This is a genomic window from Roseibium aggregatum, assembly GCF_017309185.1.
GTDB classification, from domain to species: domain Bacteria; phylum Pseudomonadota; class Alphaproteobacteria; order Rhizobiales; family Stappiaceae; genus Roseibium; species Roseibium aggregatum_B.
Genome location: NZ_JAEKJZ010000006.1, coordinates 381,715 through 395,163, shown reverse-complemented (window position 1 = coordinate 395,163; position 13,449 = coordinate 381,715). Strand labels below are relative to the sequence as shown.

General features: G+C 61.8%; 15 protein-coding genes. 2 read left to right on the top strand and 13 right to left on the bottom strand.

What is annotated here, in order from left to right; all coding sequences use genetic code 11:
• The gene (locus tag JF539_RS23785; RefSeq protein ID WP_207143224.1) at positions 1-1,341 is read left to right on the top strand and encodes an ammonium transporter; all 1,341 of its coding nucleotides are present in this window, start codon (positions 1-3) and stop codon (positions 1,339-1,341) included.
• A 170-nt stretch (positions 1,342-1,511) separates the two neighbouring features.
• Here JF539_RS23785 and JF539_RS23780 read toward each other — a convergent pair whose 3' ends face one another.
• On the bottom strand, positions 1,512-2,195 hold the full coding sequence (locus JF539_RS23780; RefSeq protein WP_207143223.1) for an HAD family hydrolase: 684 nt from the start codon (positions 2,193-2,195) through the stop codon (positions 1,512-1,514).
• 344 nt (positions 2,196-2,539) lie between these two features.
• On the opposite strand from JF539_RS23780, the gene JF539_RS23775 reads away from it, so the two are divergent.
• Positions 2,540-2,911: a WG repeat-containing protein gene (locus JF539_RS23775; RefSeq protein ID WP_207143222.1), complete on the top strand. Its 372-nt coding sequence runs from the start codon at positions 2,540-2,542 to the stop codon at positions 2,909-2,911.
• A gap of 23 nt (positions 2,912-2,934) precedes the next feature.
• On the opposite strand, the gene JF539_RS23770 is transcribed toward JF539_RS23775, so the two are convergent.
• From JF539_RS23770 to JF539_RS23715, 12 genes are all read right to left on the bottom strand, one after another.
• The gene (locus tag JF539_RS23770) at positions 2,935-3,828 is read right to left on the bottom strand and encodes a cation diffusion facilitator family transporter (RefSeq protein WP_207143221.1); all 894 of its coding nucleotides are present in this window, start codon (positions 3,826-3,828) and stop codon (positions 2,935-2,937) included.
• Positions 3,829-4,149: 321 nt separating this feature from the next.
• On the bottom strand, positions 4,150-4,923 hold the full coding sequence (locus tag JF539_RS23765; RefSeq protein WP_209017536.1) for a DUF1223 domain-containing protein: 774 nt from the start codon (positions 4,921-4,923) through the stop codon (positions 4,150-4,152).
• A 129-nt stretch (positions 4,924-5,052) separates the two neighbouring features.
• Positions 5,053-5,676 (bottom strand): DsbE family thiol:disulfide interchange protein, encoded by a 624-nt coding sequence (locus JF539_RS23760; RefSeq protein ID WP_236042624.1) that lies wholly within the window; start codon positions 5,674-5,676, stop codon positions 5,053-5,055.
• Positions 5,673-5,855: a heme exporter protein CcmD gene (gene ccmD / locus JF539_RS23755; protein WP_207143220.1), complete on the bottom strand. Its 183-nt coding sequence runs from the start codon at positions 5,853-5,855 to the stop codon at positions 5,673-5,675. Before ccmD ends, JF539_RS23760 begins: the two co-directional genes overlap by 4 nt.
• 4 nt (positions 5,856-5,859) lie before the next feature.
• Positions 5,860-6,627 (bottom strand): heme ABC transporter permease, encoded by a 768-nt coding sequence (locus JF539_RS23750; RefSeq protein ID WP_207143219.1) that lies wholly within the window; start codon positions 6,625-6,627, stop codon positions 5,860-5,862.
• Between the two features lie 118 nt (positions 6,628-6,745).
• Positions 6,746-7,417: a heme exporter protein CcmB gene (ccmB, locus tag JF539_RS23745; RefSeq protein ID WP_207143218.1), complete on the bottom strand. Its 672-nt coding sequence runs from the start codon at positions 7,415-7,417 to the stop codon at positions 6,746-6,748.
• On the bottom strand, positions 7,414-8,076 hold the full coding sequence (ccmA, locus tag JF539_RS23740; RefSeq protein WP_207143310.1) for a heme ABC exporter ATP-binding protein CcmA: 663 nt from the start codon (positions 8,074-8,076) through the stop codon (positions 7,414-7,416). Before ccmA ends, ccmB begins: the two co-directional genes overlap by 4 nt.
• A 418-nt stretch (positions 8,077-8,494) precedes the next feature.
• Positions 8,495-9,274, bottom strand: a complete 780-nt coding sequence (locus tag JF539_RS23735; protein ID WP_207143217.1) for a hypothetical protein — start codon at positions 9,272-9,274, stop codon at positions 8,495-8,497.
• A 103-nt stretch (positions 9,275-9,377) separates the two neighbouring features.
• The gene (locus tag JF539_RS23730; RefSeq protein WP_207143216.1) at positions 9,378-10,163 is read right to left on the bottom strand and encodes a hypothetical protein; all 786 of its coding nucleotides are present in this window, start codon (positions 10,161-10,163) and stop codon (positions 9,378-9,380) included.
• 93 nt (positions 10,164-10,256) lie between these two features.
• Positions 10,257-11,180: an RDD family protein gene (locus tag JF539_RS23725; protein WP_207143215.1), complete on the bottom strand. Its 924-nt coding sequence runs from the start codon at positions 11,178-11,180 to the stop codon at positions 10,257-10,259.
• Entirely contained in the window at positions 11,177-12,175 is a 999-nt protein-coding gene (locus JF539_RS23720; RefSeq protein ID WP_207143214.1) for a stage II sporulation protein M, read from the bottom strand. Before JF539_RS23720 ends, JF539_RS23725 begins: the two co-directional genes overlap by 4 nt.
• Positions 12,175-13,446 (bottom strand): DUF58 domain-containing protein, encoded by a 1,272-nt coding sequence (locus JF539_RS23715; protein ID WP_209017535.1) that lies wholly within the window; start codon positions 13,444-13,446, stop codon positions 12,175-12,177. Before JF539_RS23715 ends, JF539_RS23720 begins: the two co-directional genes overlap by 1 nt.
• Positions 13,447-13,449: the final 3 nt, after the last annotated feature.

Sequence of the window (13,449 nt, the reverse complement as noted above, 5' to 3'; positions counted from 1 at the left end):
ATGAAAAAACTTGTCGCCAAGGGCGCGGCGTCGCTGGCTGTCCTGAGCCTAATGGCTCTGCCGGTGCTTGCTCAAGACACCGCAGCCGCTCCGGAAGCTCCGGCCGCCGTCTCTCCAGAAGTTGCTTACATTTTCAACACGCTGCTGTTCCTCATCGGTGGCTTCCTGGTCATGTTCATGGCTGCCGGCTTCGCCATGCTGGAGGCCGGCCTCGTCCGTTCCAAGAACGTGTCGATGCAGTGCCTGAAGAACATCGTTCTCTACTCCGTCGCCGGTCTGATGTTCTGGATCACCGGCTACAACCTGATGTACACTGGCGTTGACGGCGGCTTTATCGGCTCCTTCGGCCCGTACTCCTTCGATCCGGTCGGCGGCGACGCCCTCGACGTCGGTTACTCCACCGCTTCCGACTGGTTCTTCCAGATGGTGTTTGTCGCGGCAACCGCGTCCATCGTGTCCGGTACCGTTGCAGAACGTATCAAGCTGTGGCCGTTCCTGATCTTCACCGCGATCCTGACCGGTATCCTGTACCCGATTTCCGGGTCCTGGCAGTGGGGCGCCGGCTGGCTTTCCGAAATGGGCTTCTCCGACTTCGCGGGTTCCACCATCGTGCACTCCGTCGGTGGCTGGGCGGCTCTCGCCGGTGCGATCATCCTCGGCGCGCGTAAGGGCAAGTACCTGCCGGACGGCACCGTTCACCCGTTCCCGGGTTCTTCCATGCCGCTGGCAACCCTCGGCACGTTCATCCTGTGGCTCGGCTGGTTCGGCTTCAACGGCGCTTCCCAGCTTGCGATGGGCTCCATCGGTGACGTGACCGACGTCTCCCGCATCTTCGCCAACACCAACATGGCTGCGGCTTCCGGTGTTGTCGTCGCCGTGATCCTCACCCAGATCCTCTACAAGAAGGTCGACGTGACCATGGCCCTGAACGGCGCGCTTGCCGGTCTGGTCTCCATTACCGCCGAACCTCTTGCTCCGAGCATGTGGGCAACGGTCTTCATCGGCGGTGTCGGCGGTGCGATTGTCGTCTTCGCGGTTCCGCTGCTCGACAAGCTGAAAATCGACGATGTCGTCGGCGCGATCCCGGTTCACCTGATTGCCGGTATCTGGGGCACCTTCATCGTGCCGCTGTCCAACGGCGACGCCTCCTACGGTACCCAGATCATCGGTATCGTTGCTTACGGTGCCTTCACCTTCATCGCCAGCGCCATCGTCTGGTACGTCCTCAAGGTCACCATGGGTATCCGGGTTTCCGAGGAAGAAGAAGCGATCGGCCTCGACAAGGTGGAAGTCGGCGTCGAAGCCTATCCGGAATTCGGTGTCGGCTCCCAGCGCATGTAACAAGCGGGAGCACCCTGCCCGAGGCAGGGTGCTCCGGATTTCAAGACCTTCGGGTCTTTTCAATCAGAATCTCCCAGGCGGTCTTTTGGCTCAGACCGCAAACTTGGAAAGCCCGGGGGCAACCCCGGGCTCTTTTCTTTTCGGCTGGCGGATCCAGGCTCAAACAGCGCTTATTCGGTTGAAAGGGCGGTGCCCAGCAGGGTTGCCAGATTGCCGTGGCTGTCGACAATCCGGTGCGCTCCGACCGCCTCCAACTGCGCCGCATGGCCGTTATGCGTGTGGCCGCCGCCGACAAACCCCCAGACGGTCATGCCCGCGGCAAGTCCGGCCTTGACCCCGTTCGCGCTGTCTTCGATGACCAGCGTGGCGGACGGATCGACACCCAGTTCTCGCGCGGCGAAGAGAAAGAGGTCGGGAGCCGGCTTGCCGTTTTCTACCTGCTCGCCGGAATAGATGTGCGGTTCGAAATAGGGATAGAGACCGGTGTGCTGGAGCTTGTGGATCAACCGGTGCAGTCGGGATGAGGACGCGACGGCGCGCGGGCCTCGATGCGCCTCGAGAAGCTGCTTGATCCCCGCAATCTCCGAAAGTTCCGTTTCGAGGCGACGCATCGTTGCGACATCCAGGTCCGTGGCGAAGCTGCCGGGAAGCCCGCCTTTGCCGAGCGCCCGGTAGTCCCGGTCGATCGCGGCCCAGAAATCGCCACTGCCGAGGCCCTGGAAACGGTCCAGATATTCGTCGAGCCCGTATTCAAGACCGACGCGGGCCAGATGTTCCCGTTCGACCTCGACATAGATCTTTTCCGAATCGACCAGAACACCGTCGCAATCGAACAGGACCGCCTCGAATTTCATAAATGTTCCACCTTCCAGTGAGAGCCGTCGGCCAGGCCTTCCATGCCAGGGACATAATCGACGCGTTTCGGTATAACCATCTGCCTTGGAAAGAAAATGACAAAAATGAAGGCGGCCTCTCGTGCGGTGGAGTGAAGGTGTCCCGATATTTGCGGCAATCCCGACAGGGAATATCAGATCCAGCTCACCTGCCTTGGCAGCCCGACAGCATTGAAGCAGGGAAGACAGACGTGCACCTTAACCGCCCCGCCACCGCGCTGTTTTTCTGCTTTGTGATCTTGGGAACGGCGGCTCGGGCACAGACACTCGAGTGTCGGGAATTTCCGGACGGAGAGCCACAGGAATTGAGCGTTTCAGACGGTTTGCTGCCTCCTGCCTTCGCTTCGGCGTTGAACCTGGATACGCATGGATTGGGGTCTGCGATTTGCGGCAACCACCTTTATTTCGTTGCGCCGACCGGCAAGTTCATTCGTGCGTTCATCTATGACAACGGTCCGGACTATTTCTCGGCGGGCGAAGGTCTGGCCCGGTTTGTATCGCGGGACGGCCTGATCGGTTATGTGGACGAGACCCTTGAGATCGTCATTCCAGCCAGATACGAGGATGCCTTTCCTTTCAGGAACGGCAAGGCGAAGGTTCTGACGGTCAGGGGTGGCGCAAGGCTTTGGAGCTGGATCGACGAAACCGGGGCGCAGGTGCCGCCGGGCGGCCAATAGGCCCTGACACAATTCAACGCTTGCTAAAGCACCACGATGCCCGCGTGTTTTGCCTTGTGTTCCGGTTCCACATGAATGGTGATGCGCGCTCCCGGAACGTCTTCGGAAATCGCTTCCTCGATCCGGTCGCAGATGTCATGGGCGGCTTCGACCGACATTTCACCCGGCACCACGAGGTGGAAATCTATGAAGGTCGACTTCCCTGCGATCCGGGTTCGCAGGTCGTGCGCCTCGAGCGCCCCTTCGCCGTGTTCGGAAATCAGCAGGCGGATCTTGTCGAGCACATCCGAGGACGCGGCTTCGTCCATGAGACCGCCGACGGATTCCTTCACCAGCTGCCAGCCGGAACCGAGCACTGTCAGTCCCACCAGAACCGCCAGGGCCGGGTCGAGCAGCTTCCAGCCGGTTACCAGAACCAGAACAAAACCGGCAAGCACGCCCGCCGAGCTGACGACATCGGTCATCAGATGCCTGCCGTCGGCAACCAGGGCCGGAGATCGCGCGGTCTTGCCGTGACGGATCAGAAAGCGGGCCCAGACCCCGTTAATCAGGGTGGCGCCCACATTCATGGCGATACCCTCCAGCGAATACTCGGGTCTCTCATCGCCGGTAAAGCCGAGCCAGGCGGCGCGGAAAATAGACAGGGCGGCCAGGACGATCATGACGCCAACCAGGACTGCGGCGAAATACTCGGCCTTGTCGTGCCCGTATGGGTGATTGCTGTCGGCAGGCTTGGACGCGAACCAGACTGCGGCGAGCGCCGCGACCGAGGACGCAATGTTGACCGTCGTTTCCAGCGCGTCGGAATAAAGGGCAATCGATCCGGTAAGTAAATAGGAACCGGTTTTCAGGCCGAGCACCAGCACGCCGATGACGATGCTGCCAAACGCTATTCGCAGTCTGTTTTTCAGCTCCATGCCGCCCCCTGGATCAGCCGCTTCCGTATCGGCAAACCGCGCGCCAAGGGGTACCAGTTTTCACGCGCGTTACAAGGCGCAAGATTACAAGAAGGTCGGCCCGCGTCTTCTCGGGGGTGAAGGTTTCCCGTCTTCAGAAGGCCCAAGCACCGCGAAAGAGCGGCGAAGGGCCGCTCGGCCGGTCAGCCCCAATGCAAAGATATTCAAGGGAAAACGCGGGAAGCGCGCTGTGGAAACGGCAAGACAGGTGGAGCCCAGGTTAACGAGGCGTGGAAAAGTCCGGCCGCCTCCATTAACCTGGGATATGCGAAACCCGCCGCTCTAGGACCCGCCGTGCCAGTCGGTGACAGCCGCACCGATGATGACGCCCGGGCCGTCGCGGTCCTCGACCTGGATAAGGATGGCGCATCTGGCGTCGCCGTTCACCACCAGCTTCGACTTCGGCATGCGGAAGGTTTCCTTGCCGCCGGACCACATGCCGATCGGCTGAAGATGCCGAACGACATTGGTGTATTTGATCTTGCGACCGGCGTTTTCGCCGCGGCCGATATCGACGGTCGCCTCGTCCTGTATCCTGAGAAAGTAGACCGTCGCCATGCGGGCGCCTTTGGGAAGCGCGCCGTCAACCGTCGCCTTGACCACCATGTCTGAAATCTCAAGGTCGACATCCGCGGTGAAGGGAGCGGTCCGCGCCAGGGCGGCCCGGACGTCCCGTTCCCGGCTGCCCACGACATGCTCCTCTCCGTTGATCACCATTTGCGGGGTATAGACCGAGCGGTCGCCCCGGCGCGCGGCATAGGCTCTTTGCCGCTGCGAGTAGTCCGGGCTGGCAAGCGTGTCCTTCCAGCCGAGGTAATCCCAATAGTCGACCGGAAGCGAAACTGTCAGGATCTGATCGTCTTCGCTTACGAGCCGCTCCGCGAGCCGGTCGGCCGGCGGACAGGAGGAACAGCCCTGGCTGGTGAAGAGTTCCACGACCTTCTTCGGCTGCGCTCCGGCGGATGCCACGGGAAGCGATGCCGCCGCTATTCCCGCGACGACAATCAGACCGGTCCGGAAACCGCGCGTAGCGGTCCGCAGTGCATAACCCATCATGTGGAGATGTCCTTTTCGTTTGCATCCAAAATATGCAAACGCGCCGTCAATCGCGAGTCACGACCCGGTGACCTGGCCGCTTTCCAAAAGGTTTCGCGTGAATGTGAAGGGAAATCACGAACGGAAGCGTTAATTCCCCTCGATGATTTTCCGGAGTTGAGGCAGGAATTCGTCCCGGTAGGCGACAGGATTCAGCGGACCGATGAACTTGTACCGGATCGTACCCGTTTCATCGATGACGAACGTTTCCGGCACCCCGTAAACGCCCCAGTCGATGGCCGCGCGGCCACTGCTGTCGGCGCCGATGCGGCTGTAGGGATTGCCGAGACTGCCGAGAAAGCGGCGGGCGTTCTCCGGCTTGTCCTTGTAGTTGATGCCGAGCAGCTGAATGCCGTCAACCTTTGCGAGGTCCTCGAGCAGCGGATGTTCCTGCCGGCAGGGCACGCACCAGGACGCGAACACGTTCACGACGGAGACCTTGCCCTTCAGATCCGCGCTGGAAAACCCGGGAACCGGCGCACCGTCCTTGCTCAGGTCTTCAACCGCTTGCAAAGTGAAATCCGGTGCCGGCTTGTTGATCAGGGCGGAAGGAATTTCCTTCGGGTCGTTGCCGAGCGTCAGCTGGAACAGAAACAGGCCGGCGAGTGCGGCAAACACGACAAGCGGCAGGAGCACCAGAACGGGAAAGCCTCGCTTTTGAGGCTTGTCGTCCGAGGTCTTCATGTTTTCCATCGCGGAGTCCGGGGCTGTCATGATTTGCGCGTGCTCCCGAATCCGGACGCTGCGCGGGAAATACCCTGATCCGCCAGCTCCTTGAGGTCTCGTTCCTGGTTTGCCTTGTCGAGCCGAACCCAGGCGATCAGCCCGCCGATTGTCAGCGCGCACAAAGCGTAGGACGCGACGATGAAGCCTGCGTGGGTGCCGAGATCCATGGGGTTACTCCGCTGGTTGAGCCGTCGCCGCGGCGGCTCCGGGATGAGAGGCGCTGGCCGCCCTCAGGCGCAAGGCGCGGACCCGGCGGCGCAGGATTTCATTGCGCATCGCCATCAGATGCAACACGAAGAACAGAAGCGTAAACGCAATGGCCATGACCAGAAGCGGCCAGAGAATGTCCGGGTGAATGGTCGGACCGTCCATGCGCACGACACTGGCGGGCTGATGCAGCGTGTTCCACCAGTCGACGGAAAACTTGATGATCGGCAGGTTGAGCGCGCCGACGAGTGTCAGGACAGCGGCCGCCTTGCCTGCCTTGATCGGGTCTTCCATGGTGCGCCACAGCGTCATCAGACCGAGATACATGATCAGGAGCACGAGAACCGAAGTCAGGCGGGCGTCCCAGACCCAGTAGGTGCCCCACATGGGCTTGCCCCACAGCGAGCCGGTGACCAGAGCCATGAAAGTGAAGGCAGCGCCGATGGGAGCCGCACTCTTTGCGGAGACGTCGGCGAGCGGATGCTTCCAGACGAGCGTCCCGATCGAGGAGATCGACATGACTGTGTAACACATCATGCAGAGCCAGGCGGCGGGTACGTGGATATACATGATCCGCACCGTGTCGCCCTGCTGATAGTCCTCGGGGGCCGTGAAGAAACTCATGTAGAGCCCGGCCGCGAAGGCCAGCACACACAGACCGGTCAGCCAGGGCAGAACCACATGCACCAGCCTCAAGAACCGCGTCGGATTTGCATAATCCCAAAATGCCATGACTGTCTTTTTACTTCAGTCCCGTTTTTCCATCAATGTGCAGATGTTCCACAAGTCGGCATTGCGTTTAATCAAGTCAATACGACATGTGACGCAGACGCGCCGATTTCGGATGGGATCAATCCGCGGAAAAGCGCAGCGCCATCGCGGAAGCGACCGGACCGACGACCGCGGCGATCAGGGTGAGCGCGCACAGGATCAGGAAGGGCGTCAGAAAGGGCACGGGATCGTGAATGGCCGCGTCGGCCGCGCTGACGCCGAAAATCAGCACCGGAATGGCGAGCGGAACGACAAGGACGGCGAGCAGCAGACCGCCGCGGCGCAGCGACACGGTCAGCGATGCCCCAATGGCGCCGATCAGCGTCAGCGCCGGCGTTCCGGCCAGAAGCGTCAGGGTGACCGCCCCCATGGCAAGCGGCTCGAGATTGAGGAAAATCGCCAGGAGCGGAGCGGCGATCACCAGCGGCAGCCCGGTTGCCACCCAATGCGCGAGGCATTTGATCAGGACCACCAGCTCCAGCGGCCGCCCGGCCATGAGCATCAGGTCCAGCGTGCCGTCTTCCCGGTCGGCCTGAAACACCCGGTCGAGGCCGAGGAGCGTGGCCAGCAGGGCACCGATCCAGAGAATTGCCGGACCGATGCGCGCCAGGAGATTGAGATCCGGGCCGACGCCGAAGGGAATGACGGTGACGACGGCCAGGAAGAACAGGACGCCGACCAGGGCGCTGCCGCCGATGCGCACGGACAGCTTGAGGTCGCGCTGGAAGAGGTCGAGAGCCCAGCCGGTCATGACAGCATCTCCTGCGGTGCGATCTCCGACGGATCCGGGGTTCTCATGTGCAGGATGCTGGTCGTGTCGAGTGCCAGATCCGTATGGGTGGCGGTGACGATCAGTCCGCCGGAGGCGAGATGGCCGTTCATGAGATCCAGAAGCTGTTTTTCCGAAGCCTTGTCGAGGGCGGAGGTCGGTTCGTCCATCAGCCAGATCGGGCGTGGCGTCACCAGGAGGCGGGACAGTGACAGCCGGCGCTTCTGCCCCGCCGAGAGATATGCCGCGGGCAGATGCGCGGTATGGGCGATGCCGAGGAGCTCCAGAGCCTCGAGAGGCGCGACGGTCTTCCCGGCAAAGACATCCGCGGGCGTCGCTGCGGAAAAACTCCGCCAGAAGGTCAGGTTCTCAAGAACCGACAGGGCCGGTTTCACCGCGTCCTGATGGCCGAAATAGTGGGTCTGTTCGAAGGGAAGCCTGTCGGCCTGCCCGCCCTCGAGCCTGATGTCGCCTCCCGCGAGGGAGACCAGCCCCGCGAGCGTTCTCAGAAGCGAGGATTTGCCGATGCCGTTCGCCCCCGTGACGACGAGCGCGGTCCCTTGATCAAGCGTGAACGACAGATCCTGAAATACCCGGCGGCCGCCGCGGTCGATTGTCAGGTTTTCGGCAATGAGTTTCAGGACGGGGCTCCAGGCGAGAATGAACGAGGTCTTGTTAATCGGCCCGGCAGCTTCGATGCAAGGACAATTCTCCACCTTAATCTCGATCAAACGCGGCGCGTTTTTGGTAAAGCGGCCCCGAAAGGCCCTTCCAGATTTCTGACAAACCTCACGAAATCATTCCGGCCAGCATGCCGCGAAGCGGTGTCGCGTGAGCCGGAAGCCAGCTGACAAGCGCGAGCGGCAGCGAGCACCCTATCGCATATATAACTGGTGAAATTTGAGTATTGAGCGCCTTTGGCGCAGAAGATTTCCGGTTCTCGGATCTGCGCGCGGCTCCGCTGCACTTGTCCGGGGTGACCGTCTGATGGTTTGTCAGCAGCTTCAAGCGGCCCCGAAGGGCCGCTCACTTGGTTTGGTGGTTCTCGGAAGAAGACTGTCAGTCGAAGACAGCCGCGATCTGATCGACGCTGACGCCTTCCTTGATTTCGCGTAGGCGGGCGTAGATGAGAGCGATCAGGATACTGCCAAGACCTGCGCTCACCGTCGACAGCAGCGCGGACAGCAGGATGTCGATCGCGACGATACCAAGGATTGATGAGACCAGGCCGACAACAAGTTGGGCGACCAGATTGATGACAGCCGAGATGATGATGATCAGGACAAAGGCGCCGACGATCGGCCAGCGGTATTCCTTTGTCAGCGACGCGCTGCGCCCCAGTCCGCCGAAGCCTGCTTTCTCGATGACGACTGCCGGTGCCATGACTGAAAACACGGCGAGGATCCAAAGGCCGGGAACGATGAACAACATGAAGCCGAGCATGAACAGGATACCGGAAACCAGGCTCAGGATCGCGATCGGAACGACCGCCGCGAAGGCGGGTCCCAGATATTTGCCGATCTGCACAGTCCGCCCCAGCTTCGCGTCGTAGGCGAGTTGCACAAGAAGAGCGGTCGTTACCGCGTAGACGACAATCTGGACGAGGATGGTCAGGATAAAGGCGACCGCCGTTCCGGGACCGGCGAAATTGGGTTCGGCTGAGCCCGCCACCACACCGAACCCGATAAGGAGGCCGGAAATCACAAGACCTATCAGGGCCGGCCCGAATGCGACGGCGACGACCTGAATGAACTTGCCGAACAGGATTGAAAAACTCTCGCTGATCAGCGAGCCGATGCCAAGTGAGGGTTTGGGGCCAACTGCGGGCGCGTCTGTCATTAGTTTGCTCCGTTGATGAGAAAAGTGTCAGTCAAATATTTTGCTCTCGGGCATAAAACCGGCCGCATTAGACAGCGAGACACGCGGCCGGCTCAAGCCTTTTTCAGTCGAAGACGGCGGCGATCTGATCGACGCTGACGCCTTCCTTTATCTCGCGCAGCCGAGCGTAGATCATGGAAGTCACGATGCTGATCAGGCCTGTACCCATGGTCGAGAGAGCTGTGAAAACCATCACGGCGATGATCAAGCCGGAGACGCCGCCGATACCGGCTGCAAGGCTTGCGAGAAGGATCGCCACGGCACTCAGGGCGATGGCGATGAGGAAGGCCAGGATGAAAGCGCCGACAATCGGCCACCGGTATTCCTTTGTGAGTGCCGCACTGCGACCGAGACCGGTGAAGCCCGCGCGCTCGATCACGACGACAGGGGCGACCACCGCAAAGACAGCATAGACCCAGATGCCCGGCACAATGAGGATCACGAAACCGATGGTGGCCAGAATACCGGCCACGAGACTGAGCACCACAAGCGGGACGATGGCGCTCAAGGCCGGGCCGAAATAGCGTCCGATCCGGATGGGGCGGGAGAGTTTCGCGTCATAGGCAAGCTGGATCACAAGCGCTGTGGTCACGGAATAGACCACGAGATCGATCAGGGCGGACACAACGTTCGCCAAAACGCTTATGCCGCCCGCGACGTTTTGTTCCTCGATGCCGAGAGCCGCCTCAAAGCCGATGAGAAGTCCGGAGATCAGGAGCCCTATCAGGCTCGGGATAAACGCGACGATGAAGACCAGGACAAAATTCTTGAACAGAATGGAAAAGCTTTCGCTGACGATCGTCCCGACACCGAGAGAGGGGTTGGGTTCGACTGCGGGCATGTCTGACATGGGTTCGCTCCACAAATGGTGATCTTGGAAATAAGACGGTTTTGAAACCTCTTGGCCGCTGCAACTGCATTGGCGATGCTTCCAGCGCTTGCGTCAGGCCTCCTCGCTGCTTTTTGCATAGTGCTTGTCCTCGCGCCTGTCGCCGAACAATTGGCGCTGTTCGAGGTGCTCGCGTTGAGCCTTGTAAAACGTTTTAAGAAACGAAAGGCGGTCTTCGCGCGGAACCGGGTCAGCATAACCGATCTTGTTGCGGATCTTTTCGACGATCGCCTCGATGGTGGCCTCTCTCTGCTGGGCGGCTCCGGCGGACGGCGGCGTGCTTTGGCCGCGCAGGAGCGTTTCCAGGGTCTGCAGCTCGAACGCCCCATAGTGATCGAGCTGATGAGACAGGAAGATGAATTTCCTGCGGTCGACATTCACGCGCTGTTTCTCACCGGCAAGGTCACTCAAGAGCACCGGAACCGGCAGATGGATCACATGGGTTCCGGCCATCAGGTCCCCGAGCCGGCGGCGGTAGCGGTTCATCAGGGGGATGGCCAGGCACAGCATGACCCAGAAGAGGGAAGTCAGGGAGGCCACGGGCGACGCGGCATCCAGGGTCAGGAGCAGCGTGCCCGGAAGGAAGATCTCGGCTTCCTTCATCAGATTGCGCAGGACGAGCGCATGCGCCGTCAACGGACCGCCGTCATGGGAGACGACCTTGATCTTCATCATGCGTTTTCCCAGGGTCTGGCCGTTCCAGGCCAGTTCCGCGGCAATGTAGTAGGGAACGCGGATCAGAAAAAACAGCAGCGACGCGATGGCGACCATCGACTGGGGGTCGGTCAGGTTGAGAACGCTGAGCAGGATGACCAAGCAGGCCGCGCCGATACCGGTAAGCAGGATATCGGTGATCTGGGCGGCAAGGCGGACGCCGACCCCGGCGATGGGCAGCATCAGGGTCACGCCTTCCGGCGGCACCAGTTCGTCGGGCGAGGGGCGGTCCTTCGCGCGCTTGTTTTTCCGGCGCCAGATCATGAGCGCCCCCGTCCGCCGAAGACGAACCAGGCCAGCCAGAGCGCTCCAACGCTCCAGCCGATGACCAGGCGTGCCGTGAGGTCCTGGACCAGCTGCCGGCCGAAACCCTCCAGAAGGGCGGCGGCGACAAGCATGAGCGCGGCCACCAGCGCAAGCTTGACCGCGTCGTGGCCCGCATGCCGCAGGGCTTCCGTCCTCGACTTGTCACCGGGAAACATGACTGCCGCGCCCAGTTGCAGGCCGCCGCCGCACGCCACGCAGATGGCGGAAATTTCGGTGACGCCGTGAATGGACAGCCAGCCGGCCAGGTCGAGACCAAGCCCGCGGTCGGCATGCAGGGCGATGAAGGCGCCGATCGAAAGACCGTTGTAGAAGGTCAGCAGGATAGCCGGCGCGCAGGCGAAGACGCCAAGCCCGAACACGAAGATCGCGATCCGCGTGTTGTGCGAAAACAGGTATGTCGCAAAGGCGCCGAGCCCGCTTTTGACGGGCGTTTCATCGTAGATCACGGACCGGAGCGCCTCCGTGGTTGCGTGCGGTCCCCGCCCGCCGGCCAGGTCCGTCGGCATGAAAACGTAGTACCAGTCGGCATTCTCGAAATAGAGCAGATAGCCAGACAGGGTCCCGAGGCCAAGGCACAGGAAGCCGAGCAGGATAAACAGCCAGGACCGGCGCATCGCCCGCGGCGCGCCTTGTGTCAGGAACCGTTGAAGCAAGCCGCCCAGGCGCTGCTGCGGCGCGTAAACGCAGAGATAGGCGCGGGCGGTAAGCGCCTCGAGATACCCCAGAAGGGCCTTGTCCAGGGAGATCTCGCGGGCGATCGCCAGCGAGGTCGTCGCCTGCCGGTAGAGCGAGGCGAGATCGCGCGTCTCGGCGAAGGCCATGTGCTGGAGGCCTTTTCTCTCCGCTTCCTGCACGAGTGTCTCAAGACGCCGCCAGTCGGCTTCCCGTTCCTGCCGGAAGCGCGCGGAGCGGATGAGGTCCTGATCGTCCATCAGATCAGCTCCCGTGCCTTGATTTCGAGATAGGCCGATATCAGCCGCGCGGTGATGGCGTTGGGCTTGGCGTCCACGATCGTGACGCCCTTGCGGGCAAGCCGTTCCAGAACCAGCCGGCGTTCGTTGATCGACTGGTTGGCGGCCACAAGCATCGCGGCGCTGTCCAGATCCTGTGGCGGGTTTTCAACCAGGGTTTCCATATCCGGATCGCGGATGGCGACGAAGATGAGCAGATGCCGTTTCGCCAGAATGCCGATGTTTTCGATCAGGAGTTCGGCCGAGGTCGTGTCGATGAAATCGGTGAAGACGATGATCAGGCTGCGCTTCGGCGTGCGGGCGTTCAGTTCCGTCAAGGCCAGCGTGTGGTTGGTTTCCCGGTTCACGTAGGTGAGTTCCGCCGTCCAGTTGCGCAGCCGTGCGAAGGCGCTGCGGCCGGAGGCCGGCGCGGAAAAGGTGCGCGGCCTGACGTCGTAAGAATAGTAACCGACCATGTCTCCACCGATGGCCGCCGCCCAGGCGGTGGCCAGCGCCGCCGTGACCGCGTGGTCGATTTTCGGCAGGCCGCCGATCTCCTCGCGCATCAGATAGCCGTTGTCGAGCGCGATGATCACATGATGATTGCGTTCCGCCCTGAGTTCCTTGGCCACCAGCGAGCGGCGTCGGGCGGAGCGTTTCCAGTCCACCGTCTTGATGTCCATGCCCTGCACGAAGTCACGCAGCTGATGAAACTCCGAGCCTTCGCCGATGGCCCGGTTTTCCTTCATGCCGTAAAGGGTCGACAGCACCGTCGTGGTAATCTCGCCGGACTGGATCATCCGGATGTTCGGAACGACCCGGACCTCCGCTCCGATCTCCAGACGCGGCACGAACTCCAGCAGTTTCAGGCGCGATTGCCAGCGCAGCCAGAGCCGGTCGAAGCGCCAGACACCCCGGCGGGCGGCCCGGCACAAAACCGTCGCGGTGGCCGTGCCGGAGGCGCCGGTCTCAAAGGTGATTTCCTCGCCGTCCTTGAGCCCTTCCGGCCAGTCGAGCTTTGCCTGCAGCCCGTCCGGAGCCCGTTCGATTTCCAGGCGCAAGGTGGCCGTTTCGCCGACGAAGACCTCGGGCGGCGTTTCGAAGGCCACCGCCTGCGGGCGTTTGAAGGACAGGGCCAGATCCAGGAGCGCGAGCACGGCGAGGATCACCCAGGGAAGCGCCGCGAGCTCGCGCCAGGCGTCTCCGGCCACCATCGCGAGCACCGACAGGAACAACGCGGCGGTTCCGAACACGAG

What these genes read in the sequence shown, in the direction of transcription:
- JF539_RS23785 (WP_207143224.1), top strand. Translation starts at nt 1, where the DNA reads ATGAAAAAACTTGTCGCCAAGGGCGCGGCGTCGCTGGCTGTCCTGAGC.
- JF539_RS23780 (WP_207143223.1), bottom strand. Translation starts at nt 2,195, where the DNA reads ATGAAATTCGAGGCGGTCCTGTTCGATTGCGACGGTGTTCTGGTCGAT.
- JF539_RS23770 (WP_207143221.1), bottom strand. Translation starts at nt 3,828, where the DNA reads ATGGAGCTGAAAAACAGACTGCGAATAGCGTTTGGCAGCATCGTCATC.
- JF539_RS23765 (WP_209017536.1), bottom strand. Translation starts at nt 4,923, where the DNA reads ATGATGGGTTATGCACTGCGGACCGCTACGCGCGGTTTCCGGACCGGT.
- JF539_RS23760 (WP_236042624.1), bottom strand. Translation starts at nt 5,676, where the DNA reads ATGACAGCCCCGGACTCCGCGATGGAAAACATGAAGACCTCGGACGAC.
- ccmD (WP_207143220.1), bottom strand. Translation starts at nt 5,855, where the DNA reads ATGGATCTCGGCACCCACGCAGGCTTCATCGTCGCGTCCTACGCTTTG.
- JF539_RS23750 (WP_207143219.1), bottom strand. Translation starts at nt 6,627, where the DNA reads ATGGCATTTTGGGATTATGCAAATCCGACGCGGTTCTTGAGGCTGGTG.
- ccmB (WP_207143218.1), bottom strand. Translation starts at nt 7,417, where the DNA reads ATGACCGGCTGGGCTCTCGACCTCTTCCAGCGCGACCTCAAGCTGTCC.
- JF539_RS23735 (WP_207143217.1), bottom strand. Translation starts at nt 9,274, where the DNA reads ATGACAGACGCGCCCGCAGTTGGCCCCAAACCCTCACTTGGCATCGGC.
- JF539_RS23730 (WP_207143216.1), bottom strand. Translation starts at nt 10,163, where the DNA reads ATGTCAGACATGCCCGCAGTCGAACCCAACCCCTCTCTCGGTGTCGGG.
- JF539_RS23725 (WP_207143215.1), bottom strand. Translation starts at nt 11,180, where the DNA reads ATGATCTGGCGCCGGAAAAACAAGCGCGCGAAGGACCGCCCCTCGCCC.
- JF539_RS23720 (WP_207143214.1), bottom strand. Translation starts at nt 12,175, where the DNA reads ATGGACGATCAGGACCTCATCCGCTCCGCGCGCTTCCGGCAGGAACGG.